Origin of the sequence: Paraburkholderia sp. BL21I4N1, assembly GCF_002973525.1 — a bacterium.
Taxonomy (GTDB): domain Bacteria; phylum Pseudomonadota; class Gammaproteobacteria; order Burkholderiales; family Burkholderiaceae; genus Paraburkholderia.
Genome location: NZ_PVEN01000021.1, coordinates 100,581 through 121,178, shown reverse-complemented (window position 1 = coordinate 121,178; position 20,598 = coordinate 100,581). Strand labels below are relative to the sequence as shown.

Genomic DNA, 20,598 nt, shown 5'->3' with positions numbered 1-20,598 from the left:
AGGACACACAGGACACACAGGACACACAGGACACACAGGACACACAGGACACACAGGACACACAGGACACACAGGACACACAGGACACACAGGACACACAGGACACACAGGACACACAGGACACACAGGACACACAGGACGCTTCGCACCCTGCCTCGAACGCCGCTGCGCACTCCGCCAAACCCAGCGAGGCAAGCAACGCGACACCCAGCCAACCGCACGATTGAACCCGCTTCACGGCAGGCCTCTGCCCAACTTCGACGACACGGTAAAAATGGCAATCGCATCAATAGCTTGCAGATTTTGCCGGATAGTTATGCACAGATTTGCGAACAGTTTCTGTTGATAACTTTCGCGCGTGCCGCCGCGGCCAAAGCGACATTATTTATCCAATATGGCGGGTGTATGCTCGGGTCGTCGCTGGCCTTTTCGACAGCACCCGACCACGCCGCAAGCGGCCGTGGTTCATTCCAAATTCAAACCGTGCCGGGCGCTTCGCGCCCACCGAGGCGGCGGCTTTCCTTGCAAGTGTGAACACGATGAAATTGCACGTCGGCTACGAGCTGGTTTATGAGTGCGTGCAACCGACGCCGATGCTGTTGATGTTGAACACCCACTTTTCGCACGTCAAAGAGGTGCTGAGTCCGGATCTGCTGACGGTCGACCCGCCGGTGCCGATTACCCAGTATCGCGACGGCTTCGGCAATCTGTGCAGCCGGCTGGTGGCGCCGCCGGGCAAGGTGTCGTTCTCGACCAGCGCCGTGCTGGAGGTGTCGTCCGAACCGGAGCGGCGCCCGCCGTTTACCGACCAGCATCCGGTGGAGGCGTTGCCGAACGATTCGCTGGTGTTCCTGCTGGGCAGCCGTTACTGCGAAACGGATCTGCTGTCCGAGTTCGCGTGGCAGACGTTCGGCAAATTGCCGCTGGGGCGAGGGCGCGTGGAAGCGATCTGCGACTACGTGCACCAGCACATCGAGTTCGGCTACGACTTCGCGCGGCCCACCAAGACCGCCTGGCAGGCGTGGCAGGAGCGCAAGGGCGTGTGCCGGGACTTCGCTCATCTGGCCGTGGCGCTGTGCCGCGCGATGAACATCCCGGCGCGCTATTGCACGGGCTATATCAGCGACGTCGGCGTGCCGCCGCCGTATTCGGCGATGGATTTTGCGGCGTGGTTCGAGGCCTACGTCGGCGGTTGCTGGCAGACGTTCGATCCGCGCAACAATGTGCCGCGCATCGGGCGGGTGTTGATGGCGCGCGGGCGGGATGCCGCGGACGTCGCCATCAGCAACGCGTTCGGGCCGACGCAACTGCTGAAATTCGCGGTGGTGTGCGAGCCGGTTTAGCGCGTTCGCGGCTAAAGACCTAAAGTTTTCGCGTCAAATGCCGACATGCTGTGCATCTGCTTTTGGCGCTGACTTTTGACGCCCACTTTCGACCTGGCTTTCGACCTGACTTTCGACCTTACCCGCTCTTCGAGCCGACTCTGGAACAGCATGATTTCCCGTAATCTGGCCGCCGCCTTCGCGGCCGTCCTTCTTGCCTTACCCAGCGCGCCCGCTTCGCAGGCCGCGCCGGCCGAACTGGCCGCGATCGCTGTCAGCCTTACCGTGCAGGAAACCTGCCTGGTACAGTCCGCGGACACGGTCATCAGCGCGGTGAACCAGCCGGTGGTGTCCTGTCTGCACGGCGCGCCGTTCGAGATCACGCAAGCCGGAGTCGATCCGGCGGGCTTGACTAACGCGGCTCAAAATACGGCCGACAACACGGCGCGGAACCTACCTCTGAATTCGCTTCAGAACGCCGCGCGGAACGCGGCCCCGCCGGTGCAATACGTCGCCGCTCGCGACGCCCGGCAAACCGTCTGGACCGTCAATTTCTAACTCACGCATCGCCCGCGACGCTGCAGCGCCCCTCAAAAACTGATCGTCGCGGTGATCGTGTCGCTGTAGCTGCCGGGCATCGGCGTGCTCTGCGCCGGCACCAGACCGTAAACCTGAATCGAAACCGGATTGCCGGTGCCCGTGCCGGTGGCCACCGTCGTGCTGCCGGTGCCGTCGCCCCAGGCCAGCGTGTGGCCGGCATCGGTATAAAGCTGGTAATTCACCGCGCCGCCGCCGCCCGCACGCTGCATCTTGCGCGCCGAGACGTTGCCGCTCGAGCCGCCATTCAGCGTGATCTGGTAGGCGTCGTTATTGGTGCAGCGCGCCGTCACCGCGCCCGTCGCGCTGAGCGCCGAACTCAATACCCCCGTCGCCGTGAACGCGATGTTGGTCGCGCTGATCAGACAGTTGTTGATCACCGTGGCGCTGGCCGTGAAAGCGAAGCTGCCGCCGCTCGTCGTCAGCGACGCGCAGGTCGGCCCGATTAGCAGATAAAAACCGTAATTCAGCGACGTCTGACTCAATAGCTGCGAATAGGCTGTGCTGACGTTGCCCGTGGTCGGCACGGTCGGCTGGTTGCTGCTGACCTGGCCGTAGAAATTGACCGTCGCCGACGCGGTGACGTCGGTTAGCGGTTTGTTGAGGATCAGCGAAATCGGCGTGGTACCCAGTGCCGACGACCCCCACGGAATCGAATAGCCGCCGTCCTGATACAGGTTGTATTGCAACTGGTTGGCGCCGCTCGTCATATAGCGCGGCGTCGTGCCGCCCATGTTCAGGCAGACCTGCACGCTCGGCGTCAGCGTCACCGAGGGCCACGTGCATTGCACCGTGATGCTGCCGGTCGCGTTGACGGCGCTCAGCGCGATCGGGCTGACGTTGCCGAAACTCAGCGCCGAGGGGCTCGCCGTGCAGGTTTGCGCACTGGCGGCGCGCGGCAGAAAGCCGAGCAGGGCGCACAGCGCGAAGAGGAGGATGAGCCGCTTCATGGCGCCGCATTCCCGCACGTCAACGGTCCGATCGTCGGCAGCGAGCCGTCGCTGGGGCGCTCGTACGTGAACACCACGCTGCAATGCAGGTTCGTGCCTTCCACCTCCAGATGATTGTCGCGCTCCAGATGCTCGATAAACGTCAGCCCGTCATACCCGACGATCGTATCGCCGCCGCTTTCCACGTGATGCACGCGCGTGCCGGGCGGCAGCAGCTTGCCGTCAGCGCCGCGCAGGATCACCGAAGCCGCGCTGTAGCGCGACACGCGGAAGGTCGCCAGCACGCCCGCGTGGGCTTGCGGCACCAGATCCATCGAGGTGGTCGCGATGCGCGCGTCGGCGGGCAGATTCATGCTGTCGATCGCGACCTGGTTGTGCTGGTACGCGTTCAGATCGGGAATCAGCAGATGACCGCTGCGATCGGTCGTGCCGATCACGCGGTTTTCGTGCAGCACCGGCACGCCCGCGACGCCGTCGGTGGAGACCAGTGCGAAACCGTCGTCGATACGGCGCGCCGGCAGGACCGTATGGTCCATCAGCACGATCGCGCCGGTCATGTCGAGCGAGGCGCCCGCATGCCGGTCGATGTCCTGCGCCACCGCCGTCACTTCGCCGTATTTGCCGAGGTATTGCGTCTGCGCCTGACGGTACGGCACCGCGCCCGTGCCGCCCGCCTGCACGCCCCAGCCCCAGCCGCCGGCGTAATCGGGCGGCCGCTGCGCGTTGAGGTTGTAGGTCGACTGGCCGTTCTGGCGCCCCACGCTCGTGTTGATCGAGGTGTTGTTGCCGAGGCCGAAGCTCGCGGTCAAGAACACGCCTTGCGCGTCGTGCTGCAGAAAATCCTTGTAGGTGCTGAACGTGAGCGAGGCCAGATTGCCGAAGCTCAGCGTGTACGACAGCGAACCGATCCGCGACGCCGACACGCCCGGATAGCGGTACCCAATGTAGCTGAGCGACAGCGTCTGCCGGCTGAAGAAGGGCAGCGCTAGCGTCACGCGGTCGGTGGCGGTGGGCACCGGCGTGCCGTCGCGCGCGGCGAGGTCGCCGTAGTTGCCGTAGGCGCGCAAGGTCTGCGCGTCGATCGAAAAGCGCGGCTCGATCAGCTGATAGCCGACCCCCAGTTGCGTGCCGTTCAGCTTGCCGGCGCTGCCCGACACCGAACCGTTGATCACGCCCGCCATGCCCATGCGCACCAGCGCCCCAGCGCCCGCGTTGACGAGACCGCCGGTCGCTTCCGCGTGACCTTCGAGCGTCAGCGAATCGCTGATGCCGCGCCGCGCGGTAGCGCTGGCAGCCGGCCGCGGATCGTAGGAAAACGAATCGATGCCGTAGTTGCGGCGCAGAAAACCCGCTTCGAACGAATAGCTCGACAGACCCGCCGCCAGCATCCGCGTGTCCACATAGAGCGGCAGCGAAGTCGCGATGGTGCGGCCGAGCGCGTCGTGCGTGATGACGGTCGCTTCGCCCGCGCCGGTAATGCCCGGCACGTTGTTGACGATAAACGGTCCGCTCGGCACATTGCCGCTGTATTGGCGCACGTTGTTGATGTACAGATCCACCGCCGACGGCACCACCGCCGTGCCCGACAGCGACTGCACCGGAAACGTCACGAGATCGGGGCGCAGCGCGAAGTTGCTGCGCCACTGGAAGCCGCCGATGCGGATCGAGCGGCTCCAGTCGAGCGACGAGGAAATCGTGTCGCCGATTTGCGTGGTGGTGAGTTTGGCGGGGTCCGACTTGCTCCATGACGAGTCGTAGCGTACGTAGCGATGCAGATCGCGGTACAGATACGCAATGCCGGTGTTGCTCACCACGCCGTTCGGATCGAAGTAGCGTTCCTCGCTCCAGAGCGCGAGTTGCGCGTTGGTGTCGGTTTGCGCGAACGCGTCGTAGTTGATCAGAAAGCCGCGCGACGAGGCGGCGTCCGGCGTTTTCGTGAGCTCGCGGGTGTCGAACGTGTAGGGCTTGCGGATCGCGTCCGGCACCTGCAGGTCGATGCTCTGGCTGGCGGCGTTGTACTGGTATTGCAGGCCGGGAATCCGGTCGAGTTCGAGCGACGCGCTGTCGGCGGCGCCGAGCTTGTCGGTGGCGACGCCGATGTCGCTCAGGTCTTTCGCGCTCGCGCTGAGGCGGCCATCCACCTCGCGAAAATGCGCGATCAACGAAGTGCGTTGGCCGTTGAGCATGACTTCCAGATACAGGTCACGTGCGGGCGCGGCACCCGCGGCGGCCGGGGTGGCCTGTGCCGCGGCGCCGGGCGTGGCCGGTTGCTGCGGCGGCTGCGGCGGCTGCGCTTGCGGCTGCCGCGGCCGTGGCTGCTGCAATGCCGGCGGCGTCTGCGCGTCGGCCCGGCTGGCGCCGAGCAGATGCAGCGTGACCGCGAGCGCGACGGCATGCGGCTTCCATCCATGACGTATTCGCCGTCGTGTCATTCTCATCGGTTGCGTGGCGGTCCATCGTGTCTGTTCCCTCCGGCTGGCGCGCACTCGTGGCCGGACTCGCGTGCGCCGGGTCGCGCGGTTGCCGCGTGCTGCAGCTGGCCGCCGCGTGCCTAGTCGAGCTTCACGGCGGCTTCGGCCGGCAGCGAGTTGACCGAGGCGCGCACCTTCAGCGGGCCGTTCTGCGCGACGTTGTCAGGCAGCGCGACCGGCCAGTGCCGTTCGCGTCCGGCCAGCGCGTAGCCGAGCAGTCCTTTGTTGATCGGGTAGGCGTTGCCGGCGTTGTCGATCAGTTGCACGGCGGCGATCTGCGCGCGTTTACGGCCGGCGTTGTCGACTCGCAGCATCCAGCTCTGCGTGCCGCGCGACAGATGCCACGACAGCTTCGGCTGACCGATGTCGACCGCCGGTTCGACGAACACCGGCACGGAATAACGCAGGCGAATCGTCACGCCGCTGGTGGGGGCGGCGTCGGGCTCGGGCAACTCGTCGATCAACACGCGATAGCCCTGTTCAGCCGCCGACGGCGCCGGATTCGTACGCACCAGCCGCACCAGTTGATCGGCGTGGCCGGCTATCTGGATCAGCGGCGGACTGGCGACGAGATCCTGCGTGGGCGTCAGCGTGTCCTCGCCGTCGGCCTGATCCCAGCGGAACACCCGCACCTGACCGAACAGCGGTTTCTCGCCGGGGTTCTTCAGCGTGATGCCGGTCGCGTTGGCGGCCGCCGACATGTCCACCATGACCGGCGATATCTGCAGCGTCGCGGCCTGCGCGGACGATACGACGACCGCGCTCAGCCACCACGCGAACGCGCTTGCCGCGACGAGCCGGCGAGGCGCGCCCACGGCGCTCACGCCGCGCGTCAAAAGTAGACCGTGGCGGTGATGGTGGTCTGATACGTGTCCGGTTTCGGGGTGGTCTGCGCCGGCACCTGGCCGTAGACGGTGATGGATTGCGACGAGCCGGAGCCGGTGCCGCTGACCGTGTTGGTGCCTTGCGTGTTACCCCACAGCGTGGTGTGACCGGCGTCCTGATACAACTGGAAGCCGACCGTGGTGCCGGTGTTGCCGGTGGCGGTGCCGGCCATCAGACGGCTCGTCACGGTCGAACCGGTGACGGTGCCGCCGTCGAGGCCGACGTTGTACGGCGTGGTGTTGGTGCAGGTGACCGCGACGGTGGTCTGCTGGTTGATCGCGGTGGCAAGCACGCCGTTGCTGCCGAAGTTCAGCGGGGTCGCGCTGATCGAGCAGTTGGCGGCGAGCGTGAGCGTGACGGTGAAGGTGCTGGTCGCGGTGCCGTTCGAATAGACGGCGGCACGCGCAAGCTGAAGAGGCAAGCCGAACATCATTGCGACGATCAGACTGGATGACAGCAGTTTTCGTTTCATCATGAAACCTCTCAGGCCGACAGGACACCGGTTTTATCGCGCGGTCAATTTCAATTCAAGTCGCCGGATAGGGGGCGAGTGGTTGAAATTTCCCCGCTGAGTGTTTGCTTTATGAAAAACGTCATTCGAATTGTTGAAAATGAGTCTACACCAGACTTTCTTGGCCATACAAATGCTTAAGTGAGAATTTGCGGTTCAGGCAATGGGTCAATGGTGCGTCAACGGCAGTGGTAGGCCGGGCGTGTGGCAGGAAGTTGTTTCTGCGTGGCGAGGCTGGGGAAAATACCTGGGCGTGGTATTTTTTCCTAATTCAAATGGCGGCTTGAAATTCAAGGCGGTTAGCGATGATTCGAAATTATGCGAATCGGGTAATTGAATAATGCGAGTTGGCTCAAATCGACTTCGATTAAAACGGGCATTTAATTATCCGTTCGTGTGTGATTAGCGTTCGCGCAAATCATTGCCGCGGCGAGCGTCGCGATCGATCAGTCGATTCGGGTCTTTCGGGCAAAGAAAAGGAAAGGCCGACCCGAGGGTCGGCCCGACGCCGCTAACTGCCCTATCCGCGCCGTACCGCGTTACTTCATGCAGTCGCCCATGTTCTGCTGGATCTGTTCCGGGCTCAGGTCCTGAGTGTGGGTGGCGAGCGACCAGCCGTGACCGAACGGGTCCTTCAACTGACCGTAGCGGTCGCCCCAGAACATATCCGTGACGGGCATGACGACGGTCGCGCCGGCCTCGACAGCCTGATTGAAGCTCGCGTCGACATCCGTCACGTAGTGATGAATCATGACCGGCGAGCCTTTCAGCGCGAGCGGGCCGAGCGTGTTGTGCTCGGGCCATTCGTCGGTGAGCATCAGCATCGAGTCGCCGATCTTCAGGCAGGCGTGCATCACTTTCCCGCCGGGGCCGGGCAGGCGGAACTGTTCGACGGCATTGAAGGCTTTCACGTAGAACGCGATGGCTTCCGCGGCGTTGGCGCAGATCAGATACGGCGTAAGCGAGTGCATCCCTTCGGGGATCGGTTTGACAGCAGTGCTGGACATGACGGCGACTCCTTGGTTGAACGGATTCGTGAGTGGAAGACCGGCTCGCTGAGCGAGGCCTTCAACGGTACGACTAGTGCGCTGCCGCTTAATCGACACTCCGGGAAAAATATTTTTTACACGAGCGTGCAGCGGCCGGCCCGGTTCAGTGCGGACCGCGAACCGGCCGGCTGCCCACGTCAACCGGCCGGGTTGTCTTCGTCCGGCGAGGTGGCCGGTGTGCCCGAGGCGCCCGGTATCGAGGCGGCGCCGGCCGGCGCGCCGAGAATGCTGACCTGGAACGTCGGCGTCGCCGCCAGCGACTGCAGCGTCGCGTCTTCCGGAATATGTTCGAGCAGCGGCAAGATCACCGAGCCGCCGATCACCGCGCGCCGACTGTCGTCGGCGGGGCGCAGCCCCCACACGTCCTGGTAGACCACCGGCACCGCGATGCCGTTGCGGGTCGTGTTGCCGATGTACAGCATCACATGCCCGCCGATGTAGATCAGCGTGCGCAACGGCACGCCGTGCCGCGCGAGATAGTCGAGCCGCTGCGCGGGCGTGGCGGCCGACAGATCGACCATCCGTCCGGCGTTCATCTGCGTCGACGAATGACGCGGCAGCCACACGCCGAAGGTCGCGAAGATGCTCTGCAGTTCCGACGAACAATCGTTGTAGAGCCCGCTATTGCCCCAGCCGTACGGCCGCCCGATCAGCGTCTTCATCAGCATGGCCAGATGACGCGGCGTGGCGGCGAGCGGCGTGGCCGCGATCTGCGTGTCGTTCAGCGTGGCGGTGCGGATCAGCGCCTGACCGTCGGCATCGCGGGCGGGCACGAGGAGTTGGCGGGGCGCCGAAGCATCGACCGTTGCGGCACTTGCCGAAGGCGCCGTTCGAGGCAACAGCGGCAACGGCGGCAACAGCGGCAGCAACGTGCCCGCCGGCGCGTCGAAGCGGAACACGCCGCGGTTGTCGCGCACCGGCGCCGACGCGACGATCACCGCGCCCAGCGATTTCGTCGCGGCGGCGCGCCATGTATCGACGAAGCGGTCGTCCGTCATGCCGACCCCGTCGCTGCGCACCCAGCCCTGCACGTCGGGCGTCTGCACGTAGCGCCACGCGCCGTCCACCGTGCTGCCCAGCACGTAAAGCGGCGTGCCCGGCCGCACCGCCGAAATCTGCAGGTTGTCGAACGGATAGCCTTCGCCGGCCAGGCGATGGTCGTAGAACGACGGGTCGATGGTCGGCAATTCGCGCACCATCAGATTGGTCGTGGCAATCGCGCGCTGTTCGGGGCGATACGCGGCGTTCTGCGTGAACTGCGCGACGTTTTCGTTTTGCGCGATCGCGTCGATCCACGCCTTGTCGTGCGGACGGAAGTTCTCGCCGTAGCCGAGCGCCGCGCCGCTCTTGCCGGTGTTGTCGAACTTGTCGAGCCTGCGCTGTTGCAACGCGGCAATGTCCGCGCCCTGCTGGCGATAGACCCGCATCGCCACGAACGCCGAATTCCACGGCGACGGCGCGTCGCTGCCGGTGCCGAAGTAGCGCGCGTGGAGCGCCTTGACTTGAGCCTGCTGGTCCGCGGCACTCAGGAACGGTTTGTCGTAGTCGGGACTGTCCGGTTCGAGCCAGTGGTCGACGTTCTGATCGTAGTGGGCGATCGGAAACAGCGTGACGGTGTCGAGCGGCACATGGGCGTCGCGGGACTGCGAGGGATTGCTGCAGGCGCCGAGCGCAACCAGCGCGGTCAGCGCGCCGCACAGCGCGGCGGCGCGGCAGGTGGTCGACCAGCTGTTCGGCCAGAGGGCAAGGCGGGACGGGACGGCGACGGGCATGAGCTTAGACGATGAAAAAGGACCGAGGGCACGATGATACGGTGTCCGCGAAGCGGTCGACGCGAACGATATGTTGTGTCCCCGCCGCGTTGTGAAAAACCATACATAACGCTTTCGTGTTTTCATGACGTTTCCGGCCGCGCAATACGGCTGCGCCACCTTCACATCGGGTCTCGACACTTATCGTCGCGACCCCACCACCAGGAGAACGACATGCTAACCAGCGCACGCAATCAATTCACCGGCGACGTCACCGAAGTCAAACACGGCGCCGTCAACGACGAAGTCACGCTGCGTACCTAGGACGGTCTGGAGATCGTCGCCATCATCACGCACGGCAGCGCGACCAAGCTCGGCCTCGCAGTGGGCAAAAAAGCGTTCGCCCTGGTCAAGGCGTCGTCCGTGATCGTGATGGTCGACGTCGCGAAGAACCAGGTGTCGGCGCGCAATTGCATCGCCGGAACGGTGTCGGCGGTGACGAAGGGCGCGGTGAATTCGGAAGTGACGATCAGCGCCGGCGGCGCGCAGATCGCCGCCATTATCACCAACGACAGCGTCGATCGTCTGGCGCTGGCAAACGGTAAAGCGGCCACGGCGATCTTCAAGGCGTCGAGCGTGATTATCGGCGTCGATCAGTAAGCGCCGCGCGTCGGCCGGTTTCGCGACTGGCCGACATTGACGAGGGCACCGCCCACCGCGCCACCTCCCGTGAACGAAACAGCGGCTTGCATTAAACTGCACAGCCTTGCTGTTCCTCTTCCCGCTTTCGTCACGGACACCGTCATGTTCGAAGTTGCCTCCGCCTCCCATTTGCCCAAAGCCGCGCACTACGAAGAACTGGTCGCGCAGGCGCGTTCGCTGCTCGCCGGCGAAACCGACTGGATCGCCAACGCCGCGAATTTTTCCGCCTTCGTGTTTCATTCGCTGAGCGATCTGAACTGGGCCGGTTTCTACTTTCACGACGGTCAGGAACTCGTCGTCGGTCCGTTTCAGGGCAAGCCCGCGTGCGTGCGTATTCCGCTCGGCAAGGGCGTGTGCGGCACCGCCGCGCAAACCCGTCAGACGCAAGTGGTGCGCGACGTGCATGAATTCCCCGGCCACATTGCGTGCGACTCGGCGTCGAATTCGGAAGTCGTCGTGCCGCTGATCGCGCCGGACGGCACGCTGATCGGCGTGTGGGACGTGGACAGCCCGCTGGTCGCGCGCTTCGACGAAGAAGACGCGAAGGGCATGGAAGCGCTCTGCGCGGTGTTTATCGAAGCGGCCATGCCGCGCGCCGCCTAACGTTTTTCACCTGGCGCAGGGGGTCACCCTATGCGCTTTCGTACATAGACTAGATGCACTTCAGGGGATGGGTCGGCGGACCTCATCCCGCTATCGTTCTCTCCACGCGCTCAGGACTTCACATGGGCGCGACGAACCCCCACCAGGTTTTGGAGACACGCATGAGTTCCGCCATCGCTACCCCTAGCGCTTCCTCGACGGCTGCTGCTACGACCACCCAGCCGCTGACGTTTCAGCGCTCCCCCGCGTTACCCCGCAATTGCACGTTCGACGCCCACGACTGGGAGATTCTCGCCCGCTACTGGCATCCGGTCGCGTTCGCCGCGGACGTCACCGACAAACCCGTCAGCGTGACCCTGCTCGACGAGCCGCTGGTCGTGTTCCGCTCGAACGGTCAACTGGTGAGCGCACGCGACATCTGTCCGCATCGCGGCGCGCCGCTGAGCCAGGGCTGGGTCGATAACGGCAACATCGTGTGCCCGTATCACGGTCTGGCGTATGGCAGCGACGGCAAGTGCAAGCACATTCCGTCGCAAACGGACGGCCCGATTCCGGATCGCCTGAAACTCGTCACGTACGCCACGCAAGAGGCCTATGGACTCGTGTGGGTGTCGCTCGGCGGCGGCACGGAAGCGTTGCCCGCGTTTCCGTACTGGAACGATCCGGACTTCCAGCAGATCCTGCCGCCGTCGATCGACATCAACGCGTCGGCCGGACGTCAGACCGAAGGCTTTATCGACGTCGCGCACTTCGCGTGGATTCACCACGACAGTTTCGCCGACCGGCACAACCCGGTGGTGCCGCAGTATTCCGTCGAACGACGCGAACGCGGCATGAAGGCGGAGTACGTGAGCAACGTTAGCAACTTCCCGAAGTCGATGCAGCATCGCGCGCCCGACGATTATCTGTGGCACCGCATTTTCGAAGTGGACGTGCCGTTCTTTGCGCGCCTGACCGTGCATTTCCCGGAGAACGGCCGCCTGTCGATCCTGAATGCCGCGAGCCCGGTGTCGGCGCGCAAGACGCGTCTGTTCGTGCCGATCGTGCGCAACTTCGACAAGGATCTGCCGCTCGAGGACGTCTACGCGTTCAACCGTCAGGTGTTCGAGGAAGACCGCGCGATCGTCGAGCAACAACGTCCGGAAGATTTGCCGATCGACCGCGCGGCGGAAGCGCCGATTCTGGCGGACCGTTCGTCGGGCGCTTACCGGCGCGCTTTGGCCGAGATCGGTCTCGGCCAGGCGTATGTGCGCTAAAGCACGCGGCGATTCGGGAGAGAAGTCATGAAAATATGGGAATGCGTGATCTGCGGATTTCGTTATGACGAAGCGCTGGGCCTGCCCGAAGCGGGCATTGCGGCGGGCACGCGCTGGGAAGACGTACCGGACGACTGGTTGTGTCCGGACTGCGCGACCGGCAAGCACGATTTCGAAATGCAGGTGGTCGCATGACGGCCGCCCAGCAGGACAACGGGGCGGCGCCGGTGGTGATCGTCGGTACCGGCATGGCGGGCTATACGGTGGCGCGCGAACTGCGCAAGCTCGACAGCACCGTGCCGATCGTGATGATCAGCCGCGACGACGGCAGCTTCTATTCGAAGCCGATGTTGTCGAACGCGCTGGCAATGAAGAAAGAGCCGCAAGCGCTGGCGAGTTTCGACGCACTGGCGATGGCCTCGCAACTGGGCGCGTGGATACGCGTGCATCAGAACGTCGAGCGCATCATGCCGGCCGAGCACACGTTGCTGGTGGATAACGCGCTGGTCGGTTACCGCCAGCTCGTGCTGGCGACCGGCGCCGATCCGCGTCGCTTGCTGGTCGGCGGCGACGGCGCGGACGACGTGTTGTCGATCAACGATCTCGACGACTACGCACGGTTCAGGCTGGCGCTGACGCGCTGCCGCTCGGTGGCGATTCTCGGCGCGGGTTTGATCGGCTGCGAGTTCGCGAACGACCTGGCCGCCGCCGGTTACGCGGTCGATCTGATCGATCCGGCGACCACGCCGTTGGCGCGTCTGTTGCCGCGGCAGGTGGGCGAGATTTTCGCGCGTGCGCTCGAAGGAGGCGGCATCCGTTTTCATCCGGGGCGTAGCGTGAGCCGTATCGATCGACTGTCGGACGGTTACCGCCTGAGTTTCGCCGACGGCGAGCGGATCGACGCCGACCTCGTGGTCTCGGCGATCGGACTCGCGCCACGCACGGCGTTGGCCGCGGCGGCCGGACTCGAGATCGAGCAGGGCATTCGCACCGATGCCTGGTGCCGCACGAGCGCGCCGGATATTTACGCGCTCGGCGATTGCGCGGCGATCGACGGCAAGGTGCAGCCGTACGTGCTGCCGATCATGCACGCGGCGCGCGCGCTGGCACGCACGCTGGCCGGCGAGCCGACACGTGTGGCGTTTCCGGTGATGCCGATTACGGTGAAGACGCCGGCGAGTCCCGCGGTGGTCGTCACGCCCGAAGGTGAGGGCGCGTGGTCGATCGAGGCCGGCGGCGATGCGGCGGTGCATGCGGCGCGAGCGGTGTGCAGGCAGGTGGATGGCGAACGGACGTTGGGCTTCGCGCTGCTCGGCAAGTCCGTCGAGGGCAAAGCGGCACTCATCAAAGCGATGGCGCCGCCGCCGAATTCTTGACGTTTAACTCATCACTTTTAACGCAGCACGCAATAACAATCTTCCTTCTGACCGACCTCACTTCGTGATCGCCTGGTGTTCTACAGGGCCTGTCACCTGAAAAGCATCCGTTGATCCCGTTCGCGCCGCAAGCTCTGCTTGCGGCGTTTTTTTTGTGTTTGATCAGGAAGCCAGATCTTTCGCGACGTTGGCAATCAACCTGCGCAGCCAGATGGCGGCTACGCTGCGATGCGTGCGATCGTGCCACAGTTGATAGTAGGTCAGCGCGCGCAGTTCGCCGGGCACCGGCTCGATGCGCAGCGGCAGCAGCTTCGTGTAGTGCGTGGCGAGCGCGCGGGTGGTGGTGAACAGCAGATTAGAGCGCGCGAGCACGTAAGGCGCCATGCCGAAGTACGGCAGCGTCGTCGTCACCGTGCGCGATAAACCGTTGCGCGCGAGTTCGATATCCACCGTACCCCACGCGGTCGTGTTGTAGGTGGTCACCGCCAGATGCTCGGCTTCTTCATAGACCGCTTTGTTGAGTCGTCCCGGTTTGATCGGATGACCATTGCGCAGCAGACACACCAGTTCGTCCTTGCACAGCGGCTGCAGATGCAGATGCTCGGGCGGCGTGCGCCAGTTGCCGATCACCAGATCGAGAAAGCCGCTTTCCAGGCCGTGTTCGTAACCGCCGTCCACCATCATCAGATGGCGGAATTCGAGCTTGGCGTGCGGCGCTTCGCGATGGAACGCGTCGACCACGGCGGGCACGAAGAACGCGTCGAGATAATCGGGCGAGCCGATTCGAAAAGTCTGGCTGGTGTTGGCCGGATTGAACGACGTGGTGGGATGCAGGATCGCCGCGATATTGCTCAACGCCTGCGCGGCGGGTTCGATCAGCGTCAGTGCGTGCGGTGTCGGCACCATCCGGCTGCCGCTGCGCACCAGCAGCGGATCGCCCGTCATGTCGCGCAGTTTGCGCAGCGCCACGCTGACGGTGGGCTGCGATTGCCCGAGCAAGGTCGCGGTGCGCGACACGCTCGACTCGGTCAGTAGCGTGTGCAGCACCTTGAGCAAGTGCGAGTCGATGACTTCCTTGGACATGAAATGCGGGACTCGGTGGCGTGTTGATCCGTGCGGATCGATGCGGCGGAACGGCGCTTTGTATCGGGGAAAGTGCGAGCAAAATATATCCATGGATATAGCGGTCGTCAATCCGGCGACACCCTGTGCAGCGACGTGAAATGCCGATGCGCATTGACTTATGACGCATGGAATATCCTGGCCATAGCCGGCGCGGTATGAGGTGTGCGATGCGTGCGCGAAAGGTGGCTGAACGACAGCGGAAGCAGTGCGCGAATCGGGGATTACACCGAGGGAAACGATTGGCGTGAACGATCCGCGTCCGGCGCGAGGAGAGCGCGGCGGGAAAGCCGCTATCATACGCACGGTTGGCCGGCGCACATGAGTGGATGCTGGGGCAATTCGGGCTAATCCGGGCGCTCGTCCGGCAGCGGCTTCTGCGAAAATTCATGCACGCACGCCGCAGCGATTTCGCAAGGCCGGACCGGTTGCGCCCCACGTTCGAAGAACACGCTTGTTTGCTTTTATCACCTGGGAAATTCAAAGGCCGGCGCGATGCAACATCACCTTTATGCCGATGCGCACACGCGCGACGCCGCGCTCGCGTCGGCGCCTTACGGCATGTTCATCTGCACGGCCGACGGTATGTTGGAGACCGTCAACGCCGCTTTCGAAAAGCTAACGGGTTTCGCCGCCGACGAACTGCTCGGCGCGCGCTCCTTCGAATCCGTGTTCGATCCGGCCGAACTCGCGAAGCGTCGCGCCGAGTTGCCGCCGCTGGCGGCGATCGGCGCACGCTACGAAGGCGAGTGGACCTGCGTGCGGCGCAATGGTACGACGATTCGCGTGGTGCTCGCGCTGGCGCCGCTGGTCACGGAATCGGCGCAAACCGGTATGGCGCTCGCCGGCGAACCGGCCCGCTACGTCGGCATCGCGATCGACATGACGCGCTATGCGTTGTCCGAAGCGCGGCTCTGGTACGTCGCGCATCACGACGGCGTGACCCGCCTGCCGAATCAGACGCTCTTCACCGAACGCCTCGAAATGATGATCGAGCGCTGTGCGCGCAACGGCAGCGGCTTCAGCGTCGTGATCGCCGAACTCGATCATTTGCGCAAGCTGCGCGACGCGCTCGGCCTGCATGCGGCCGAACTGGTGCTGCAGATCGTCGGTGAGCGGTTGCGCGGGCTGTTTCCCAACGACGGCACCATCGCGTCGATCGGCGGCACGCAATTCGCGTTGCTGATCAACGAAAGCGGCGCGGCAGCCGAAACCTTCGCCACCGAAGCGCTCGGCCGCATTGCCGAATCGATCGATTGCGGCGGCACCGCGCTGAACATTACCGCGAGTATCGGCATCGTCGCGTATCCGGCCGACGGCGCCGATGCGCCCACGCTGATGCGTCGCGCGGGCGTGGCGTTGTCGGCGGCGTCGGCGGTGCATGGCAATGCGGTGCGACGCTTTTCCACCGCGCTCGAAGGGCAGGCCGCGCGCCGTTTCGAACTCGAGCGGATGCTGCGGGAAGCGCTCGAAGGGCAGCAACTGCATCTGGTGTATCAGCCGCAGGTCACGCTGTCGAACGGCCGCATCGCGCAGGTCGAGACGCTGCTGCGCTGGAATCATCCGCAGCGTGGGCTGATCAGCCCGGTCGAATTCGTGCCGGTCGCGGAAGAAGCCGGACTGATCGAAAAAATCGGCGAATGGGTGATCCACACCGCGTGCCGTGACGCCGGCAAACTGCTGCGCCTGACGGGCAACTTGCCGCGAATCGCCGTCAACGTATCGCCGCAGCAGTTCCAGCGGCAGAACCTGTTTGAGACGATACGCAGCGCGCTCGAAGACGCCGCGCTCGACCCTTCCTACCTCGAAGTCGAGATCACCGAAGGCGTGCTGCTGGGCGACACCGAACAGGCCCTGGAGACGCTGCATGCACTGCGCGAACTGGGCGTGGAAGTCGCGCTCGACGACTTCGGCACCGGCTATTCGAGTCTCGCGTATCTGACGCGCTTTCCGCTGAACCGCCTCAAGATCGATCGCTCGTTCGTGATGCGCATGAACACCGATCCCCAATGCGAGGCGCTGGTCGGTGCCATCATCGCGATGGCGCACGCGCTCAAGTTGCGCGTGACGGCCGAGGGCGTCGAGACGGCGGAGCAGGCCGCGCAACTCGAAGCGCTGGGTTGCGACGAGGCGCAAGGGTTCTGGTTTTCAAGGCCCATCACGGTCGCCGCGTTGTGCAATCTGCTGAAGCCGTTGGGCGCGGTTTGACGCGTCTGCGCTGCATGCCTTCTTCACGCCTTGAATCGCTGCAACGCCGCCCCGCGATGCACGGCATGCTTGCCGCTGCTGTCACTCTCCACTTCGTAATGCGGGTCGGACGCCGACGCATCGACGGTTCGTCCGTCCACGGTCGTATGGGTAGAAATGACACGCACGATCTTGCCATGCGTGAGCCCTTGTGGCGTGTTCCAGCTGACACGGTCGTGTAATTTCAGAGGTTGGGTCATGAGTGCGCTCCCGGCCATGGACGGCTAGCTGCGGAGCAAGCCGTGTGCCGCTTCAGCCGATTTGTAAAGGGCGGGAACGTATCCTGCTTAATTGCACCGGGTGAACCTATCGCAACGGAACGACGACCCATGAACGATCTCCTTGCCCGACTCCTGCATTTCCAGCCGTCGCTGCTCGTCACGATGACGCACGACGCCCTTCATATCGTCCTTGCCGTGCTGATCCTCGTGGTCGGCTGGTGGCTCTCCAATCGCGCCGGCAACCTGTTCGCCCGCGCGCTCGCGCGCACTCACGCGGACCCGACGCTCGCGCCCATGCTGGCCGCCATGAGTACCTGGGCCGTGCGCGTGCTCGTGTTCATCGCGGCGCTCGGCGAAGTCGGCATCGCGACGGCCAGCGTGCTGGCGGTGCTCGGCGCGGCCGGCCTCGCGATCGGCCTTGCGTTGCAAGGCACGCTGCAGAACATCGCGGCCGGCATGATGCTGCTGATGTTGCGGCCGTTTCGCGTCGGCGACGTGATCGAAGGCAGCGGTGCCGCGGCCGGCATCGTGCGCGAAGTGGGGCTGTTCACCACCCGCATCGAACGTGGCGACGGTAACGCGGTGTTCGTGCCGAATAGCCAGATATGGAGCAATCCGGTGATCAACTACAGCAGCGGCGGCACGCAGCGCATCGAGGTCGAAGTGGGTCTCGCCGAGCGCAAGGACGTGGATGCCGCGATCGGCGAATTGAAGAAACTCGTCGCCGACGAACCGCGCGTGCTGAGCGGCTCGACGCTCGCGCCCGTCATCACCGTGGCCGACTATCCCGACAACGGCGGCGCGACGCTGCGCATTGCCGCGTGGGTGCGCTCGCCGGATGCCTCGCTGACCAGCGGCGACCTGCACGATCACGCGCAAAGCGCTCTCGAACAGGCCGGTTGCCCGGTTGCTGCCTGACGCTCGGTGCGGTGGGTTCGCATGTGATCCGTACGCCGTGTCGCGCGGTTTGCAGGCTCTTTGCGAACGCATTGGTGCGTGAGTCGGCCCGCGAATCGATCCGCGCGTCGGGCCGCAATCGCATGCTGCCGCGCCTGAAGCACCCCGTGCAAATCGGCTATCGCGCGTGTGCGCACGCGCCCCTATAATCGTTCGCTACTCAATCATGTTGAACCGGACTCGTTTGATCGACACACCAGAATCCGTCAACCGCGTGTCGCCGGGTCAAGACGGCGCGCTCGGCGCATTGCGTGCCGCCACCGCGCAGCGTCATGAACTGCTGCACACGATCATGCCGCTGTCGGTCGAGAGCGTGGCGCTGCGCGATTATCTTGCGCATCTGGCCATACTGCGCGACTGGCTCGCACCGCTCGAAGCCTGGCTTGGACAATTCGACGACGGGCCGCAAGCGTCCACGTTGCCTGCGCGCATCGACCGGCTTGCGTTGATCGATGCGGATCTTGCGCACGCAGCGGCGCGCCGGCAAGCGGTGCGCGTCGACGTGAGCGCGCCGGCTCGCCTACCGGTCTGGCGCGGCGCGCAAAGCGCCGCTTACCGGTGGGGCGTCTGCTACGTGATCGAAGGGTCGCAACTCGGCGGCGCGGTGTTGTACGCGCGTCTGAAAGCGCGCCTCGCGCCCCATCCGCTCAGTTACCTCGCCGCCGGCCGCGAGACGCTCGGCGCACGCTGGCAGGCCTTTATCCGCGCGCTGTCGGCCGAGGTCCACACACCCGCCACGATCGACGCAGCGTGCCGTGGTGCGGCCGCCGCATTCGACCGTCTGATCGAACTCGCGCAATGCCCCACGTCGGCGGCGTGCGCGAACGTCGATTGAAGCGAGCCTGGACTACGCTTATGGATAGCCGCCACCAGAATCCCTCCCACCCGTCGCAGCGGTTCGACGCGGCGACCGCCTTCGAGTCGTTGCCGGATGCGTATCTGATCCTCAATCGTCGCTTCGAGATCGTGCTGGCCAATGCGCGCTATCTCGAGTTGATGGGGCAGTCGTTAAGCGACTTGCTGGGCAAATCGATTTTCGACGTCAACCAGTTCGGTCCCGCGGAGCAGCGCGAAGCGCGCCGTGCCTGGTTAGGCAGCGCGCTGCGCGAGTTGTCGGTGGGCGAGGCGAAATGGTCGCCGCTGTTTCGCTATGAGATGCCCGGGTTTCGTCGCGGCGACGGCGGCAAGGACGGCGAGAGCAACGGCGACGTGCCGCGCTACTGGAAGATCAAGGCGAGCCTGCTGGGTGCGCATCAAGGGCAGGGCGGCCAGATCGCGCTACGCGTCAGCGAAGTCACTGAGGGTATGTCCAACTACGAACGCGACCAGCGCGAGCGCGCAAAGCTGCGTTCGCAGGCGCAACTGCGTCTTTTGCTCGCTGACGAAGCGAAAGCCCAGTTGCGCGAACATCAGGAGCGTTTTCATCTGGCGCTCGCGTTTTCGCAACTCGGCGCATGGGAACTCGACCCCGCGACCGGCGTGATCGAATGCACCGACCAATGCAAGAGCAACCTTGGCCTGGACGCGACCTCGGTGCTCACCGAACAGCGCCTGCTCGAGGAGATCGTGCATCCCGACGACCGCGACCGCGTACGCGATGCGATGCATCAGGGGCTGGCGAGCCACGAGCATTTCGATGTCGACTATCGCGTGGGCTGGGCGAGCGGCGCGATCCGCTGGATTCTGGTGCGCGGCGTCGGCCGGTTTTCGTCGGACAACACGCTGAGTTCGGTGATCGGCTTCACGCTCGACATCACCGCGCGCAAGGAAGTGGAACTGGAGCAGCGGGAAATCGCCGCGTCGGAAAAACGTGCGCGCGAACACAGCGAACGTCTCGCGATGGCCATGGATCATTTCGTCACCACCGTTAGCCACGAATTGCGCTCGCCGTTGTCGGCGATTCTGTCGTGGACCGATCTGCTGCAGCGAGCGGCCGATCCGTCGCATATCACGCGCGCCACCGACGTCATTCGACGCAACGCCCGCCAGCTTTCGCACATGGTCGACGATCTGCTCGACAGCGGCGCGATCGTGACGGGCAAACTGTCGGTCAATCTGCAGCCGGTCGATCTCGGTGCGCTGGCGGGCATCATCGCCGAAGACATGCGCATGCATGCCGAAGCCAAGGGCCTGCAACTGATCGCCGACGACCTCACGTCCGCGACCGTGCTTGCCGACGAAAGCCGCATGAAGCAGGTGGTCTGGAATCTCGTGTCGAACGCGGTGAAGTTCTGCCCGCAAGGCAGCGTCACGCTGTCGGTGCGAGCCGAAGGCGAGCGCGTTGAATTGTCGGTTCGCGATACGGGTCTGGGTCTGGATGGGGAATCGCTGGAGCGGATTTTCGAGCGCTTCCAGCAATTCAGTCCGGAAGGCTCCGGACGCGTGGCGGGGTTGGGTCTGGGATTGTGGCTGGTGAAGAATCTCGTGGATCTGCACGGCGGCACGATCGTAGCCGAGAGCCCAGGCTTGGGGCAGGGCGCGACGTTCCGGGTCAGATTGCCGGTGTATCGCTGAGCGGCGCGCGCCGACCGGGGCGCGCTCAACGTGCGGCGCGCAACCTCTCAACCCCTCAAGCGCT

18 protein-coding genes and 1 pseudogene are annotated in these 20,598 nt (G+C 64.6%); 11 read left to right on the top strand and 8 right to left on the bottom strand.

Translation table 11 applies throughout. The features are described from left to right. Positions 1-539: 539 nt before the first annotated feature. A complete protein-coding gene (locus B0G83_RS33700) occupies positions 540-1,343 on the top strand; it encodes a transglutaminase family protein (protein WP_105511643.1) in 804 nt (267 codons plus the stop codon). Positions 1,344-1,418: 75 nt separating this feature from the next. Further along, positions 1,419-1,880 carry a hypothetical protein gene (locus B0G83_RS33695; protein WP_146120332.1) on the top strand — a complete coding sequence of 154 codons (462 nt, stop codon included), beginning with the start codon at positions 1,419-1,421 and terminating at the stop codon, positions 1,878-1,880. Positions 1,881-1,912: 32 nt separating this feature from the next. Here the strand turns inward: B0G83_RS33695 and B0G83_RS33690 are convergent, their stop codons facing one another. The 6 genes from B0G83_RS33690 to B0G83_RS33665 all read right to left on the bottom strand — a co-directional run bounded on the left by B0G83_RS33690 (position 1,913) and on the right by B0G83_RS33665 (position 9,557). Further along, a complete protein-coding gene (locus B0G83_RS33690) occupies positions 1,913-2,869 on the bottom strand; it encodes a spore coat U domain-containing protein (RefSeq protein ID WP_105511641.1) in 957 nt (318 codons plus the stop codon). Beyond that, entirely contained in the window at positions 2,866-5,301 is a 2,436-nt protein-coding gene (locus B0G83_RS33685) for a fimbria/pilus outer membrane usher protein (RefSeq protein ID WP_258168439.1), read from the bottom strand. Before B0G83_RS33685 ends, B0G83_RS33690 begins: the two co-directional genes overlap by 4 nt. Before the next feature lie 119 nt (positions 5,302-5,420). Then, complete coding sequence (locus B0G83_RS33680; protein ID WP_105511653.1) at positions 5,421-6,155, bottom strand: fimbria/pilus periplasmic chaperone; 735 nt, start codon at positions 6,153-6,155, stop codon at positions 5,421-5,423. 17 nt (positions 6,156-6,172) lie between these two features. Then, the gene (locus B0G83_RS33675) at positions 6,173-6,658 is read right to left on the bottom strand and encodes a spore coat U domain-containing protein (protein WP_244146936.1); all 486 of its coding nucleotides are present in this window, start codon (positions 6,656-6,658) and stop codon (positions 6,173-6,175) included. A gap of 617 nt (positions 6,659-7,275) precedes the next feature. Beyond that, positions 7,276-7,743, bottom strand: a complete 468-nt coding sequence (locus B0G83_RS33670; RefSeq protein ID WP_105511639.1) for a VOC family protein — start codon at positions 7,741-7,743, stop codon at positions 7,276-7,278. A 179-nt stretch (positions 7,744-7,922) separates the two neighbouring features. Continuing rightward, positions 7,923-9,557 (bottom strand): SH3 domain-containing C40 family peptidase, encoded by a 1,635-nt coding sequence (locus B0G83_RS33665; RefSeq protein WP_105511638.1) that lies wholly within the window; start codon positions 9,555-9,557, stop codon positions 7,923-7,925. A 213-nt stretch (positions 9,558-9,770) separates the two neighbouring features. Here B0G83_RS33665 and B0G83_RS33660 point away from each other — a divergent pair. The 5 genes and pseudogenes from B0G83_RS33660 (at position 9,771) to B0G83_RS33640 (ending at position 13,473) form a co-directional block, all read left to right on the top strand. After that, positions 9,771-10,196: pseudogene (locus B0G83_RS33660) on the top strand (molybdopterin-binding protein). Positions 10,197-10,340: 144 nt separating this feature from the next. Then, positions 10,341-10,841 (top strand): GAF domain-containing protein, encoded by a 501-nt coding sequence (locus B0G83_RS33655; RefSeq protein WP_105511637.1) that lies wholly within the window; start codon positions 10,341-10,343, stop codon positions 10,839-10,841. A gap of 161 nt (positions 10,842-11,002) precedes the next feature. Continuing rightward, positions 11,003-12,097, top strand: a complete 1,095-nt coding sequence (locus tag B0G83_RS33650) for an aromatic ring-hydroxylating dioxygenase subunit alpha (protein WP_105511636.1) — start codon at positions 11,003-11,005, stop codon at positions 12,095-12,097. Between the two features lie 27 nt (positions 12,098-12,124). Continuing rightward, positions 12,125-12,292, top strand: a complete 168-nt coding sequence (locus B0G83_RS33645; protein WP_105511635.1) for a rubredoxin — start codon at positions 12,125-12,127, stop codon at positions 12,290-12,292. Continuing rightward, positions 12,289-13,473, top strand: coding sequence for an NAD(P)/FAD-dependent oxidoreductase (locus B0G83_RS33640; protein WP_105511634.1), 1,185 nt, complete (start codon positions 12,289-12,291; stop codon positions 13,471-13,473). Before B0G83_RS33645 ends, B0G83_RS33640 begins: the two co-directional genes overlap by 4 nt. Positions 13,474-13,635: 162 nt before the next feature. Here B0G83_RS33640 and B0G83_RS33635 read toward each other — a convergent pair whose 3' ends face one another. Beyond that, the gene (locus tag B0G83_RS33635; RefSeq protein ID WP_105511633.1) at positions 13,636-14,556 is read right to left on the bottom strand and encodes a LysR family transcriptional regulator; all 921 of its coding nucleotides are present in this window, start codon (positions 14,554-14,556) and stop codon (positions 13,636-13,638) included. Between the two features lie 534 nt (positions 14,557-15,090). Here B0G83_RS33635 and B0G83_RS33630 point away from each other — a divergent pair. Beyond that, positions 15,091-16,803, top strand: coding sequence for a bifunctional diguanylate cyclase/phosphodiesterase (locus B0G83_RS33630; protein WP_105511632.1), 1,713 nt, complete (start codon positions 15,091-15,093; stop codon positions 16,801-16,803). Between the two features lie 23 nt (positions 16,804-16,826). Here the strand turns inward: B0G83_RS33630 and B0G83_RS33625 are convergent, their stop codons facing one another. Next, entirely contained in the window at positions 16,827-17,042 is a 216-nt protein-coding gene (locus tag B0G83_RS33625; protein ID WP_105511631.1) for a DUF2945 domain-containing protein, read from the bottom strand. A 129-nt stretch (positions 17,043-17,171) separates the two neighbouring features. On the opposite strand from B0G83_RS33625, the gene B0G83_RS33620 reads away from it, so the two are divergent. The 3 genes from B0G83_RS33620 to B0G83_RS33610 all read left to right on the top strand — a co-directional run bounded on the left by B0G83_RS33620 (position 17,172) and on the right by B0G83_RS33610 (position 20,534). Then, entirely contained in the window at positions 17,172-17,981 is an 810-nt protein-coding gene (locus B0G83_RS33620) for a mechanosensitive ion channel family protein (RefSeq protein WP_105511630.1), read from the top strand. Between the two features lie 205 nt (positions 17,982-18,186). Beyond that, complete coding sequence (locus tag B0G83_RS33615) at positions 18,187-18,855, top strand: biliverdin-producing heme oxygenase (protein WP_105511629.1); 669 nt, start codon at positions 18,187-18,189, stop codon at positions 18,853-18,855. Positions 18,856-18,875: 20 nt separating this feature from the next. Continuing rightward, positions 18,876-20,534 carry an ATP-binding protein gene (locus B0G83_RS33610; protein ID WP_105511628.1) on the top strand — a complete coding sequence of 553 codons (1,659 nt, stop codon included), beginning with the start codon at positions 18,876-18,878 and terminating at the stop codon, positions 20,532-20,534. Positions 20,535-20,598: the final 64 nt, after the last annotated feature.

Bases quoted from the DNA above. Each gene is read 5' to 3' on its own strand.
- B0G83_RS33615 (WP_105511629.1), top strand. From the start codon at position 18,187: ATGTTGAACCGGACTCGTTTGATCGACACACCAGAATCCGTCAACCGC.
- B0G83_RS33690 (WP_105511641.1), bottom strand. From the start codon at position 2,869: ATGAAGCGGCTCATCCTCCTCTTCGCGCTGTGCGCCCTGCTCGGCTTT.
- B0G83_RS33685 (WP_258168439.1), bottom strand. From the start codon at position 5,301: ATGACACGACGGCGAATACGTCATGGATGGAAGCCGCATGCCGTCGCG.
- B0G83_RS33610 (WP_105511628.1), top strand. From the start codon at position 18,876: ATGGATAGCCGCCACCAGAATCCCTCCCACCCGTCGCAGCGGTTCGAC.
- B0G83_RS33640 (WP_105511634.1), top strand. From the start codon at position 12,289: ATGACGGCCGCCCAGCAGGACAACGGGGCGGCGCCGGTGGTGATCGTC.
- B0G83_RS33645 (WP_105511635.1), top strand. From the start codon at position 12,125: ATGAAAATATGGGAATGCGTGATCTGCGGATTTCGTTATGACGAAGCG.
- B0G83_RS33620 (WP_105511630.1), top strand. From the start codon at position 17,172: ATGAACGATCTCCTTGCCCGACTCCTGCATTTCCAGCCGTCGCTGCTC.
- B0G83_RS33675 (WP_244146936.1), bottom strand. From the start codon at position 6,658: ATGATGTTCGGCTTGCCTCTTCAGCTTGCGCGTGCCGCCGTCTATTCG.
- B0G83_RS33670 (WP_105511639.1), bottom strand. From the start codon at position 7,743: ATGTCCAGCACTGCTGTCAAACCGATCCCCGAAGGGATGCACTCGCTT.
- B0G83_RS33655 (WP_105511637.1), top strand. From the start codon at position 10,341: ATGTTCGAAGTTGCCTCCGCCTCCCATTTGCCCAAAGCCGCGCACTAC.
- B0G83_RS33635 (WP_105511633.1), bottom strand. From the start codon at position 14,556: ATGTCCAAGGAAGTCATCGACTCGCACTTGCTCAAGGTGCTGCACACG.
- B0G83_RS33625 (WP_105511631.1), bottom strand. From the start codon at position 17,042: ATGACCCAACCTCTGAAATTACACGACCGTGTCAGCTGGAACACGCCA.
- B0G83_RS33700 (WP_105511643.1), top strand. From the start codon at position 540: ATGAAATTGCACGTCGGCTACGAGCTGGTTTATGAGTGCGTGCAACCG.
- B0G83_RS33665 (WP_105511638.1), bottom strand. From the start codon at position 9,557: ATGCCCGTCGCCGTCCCGTCCCGCCTTGCCCTCTGGCCGAACAGCTGG.
- B0G83_RS33630 (WP_105511632.1), top strand. From the start codon at position 15,091: ATGCAACATCACCTTTATGCCGATGCGCACACGCGCGACGCCGCGCTC.
- B0G83_RS33650 (WP_105511636.1), top strand. From the start codon at position 11,003: ATGAGTTCCGCCATCGCTACCCCTAGCGCTTCCTCGACGGCTGCTGCT.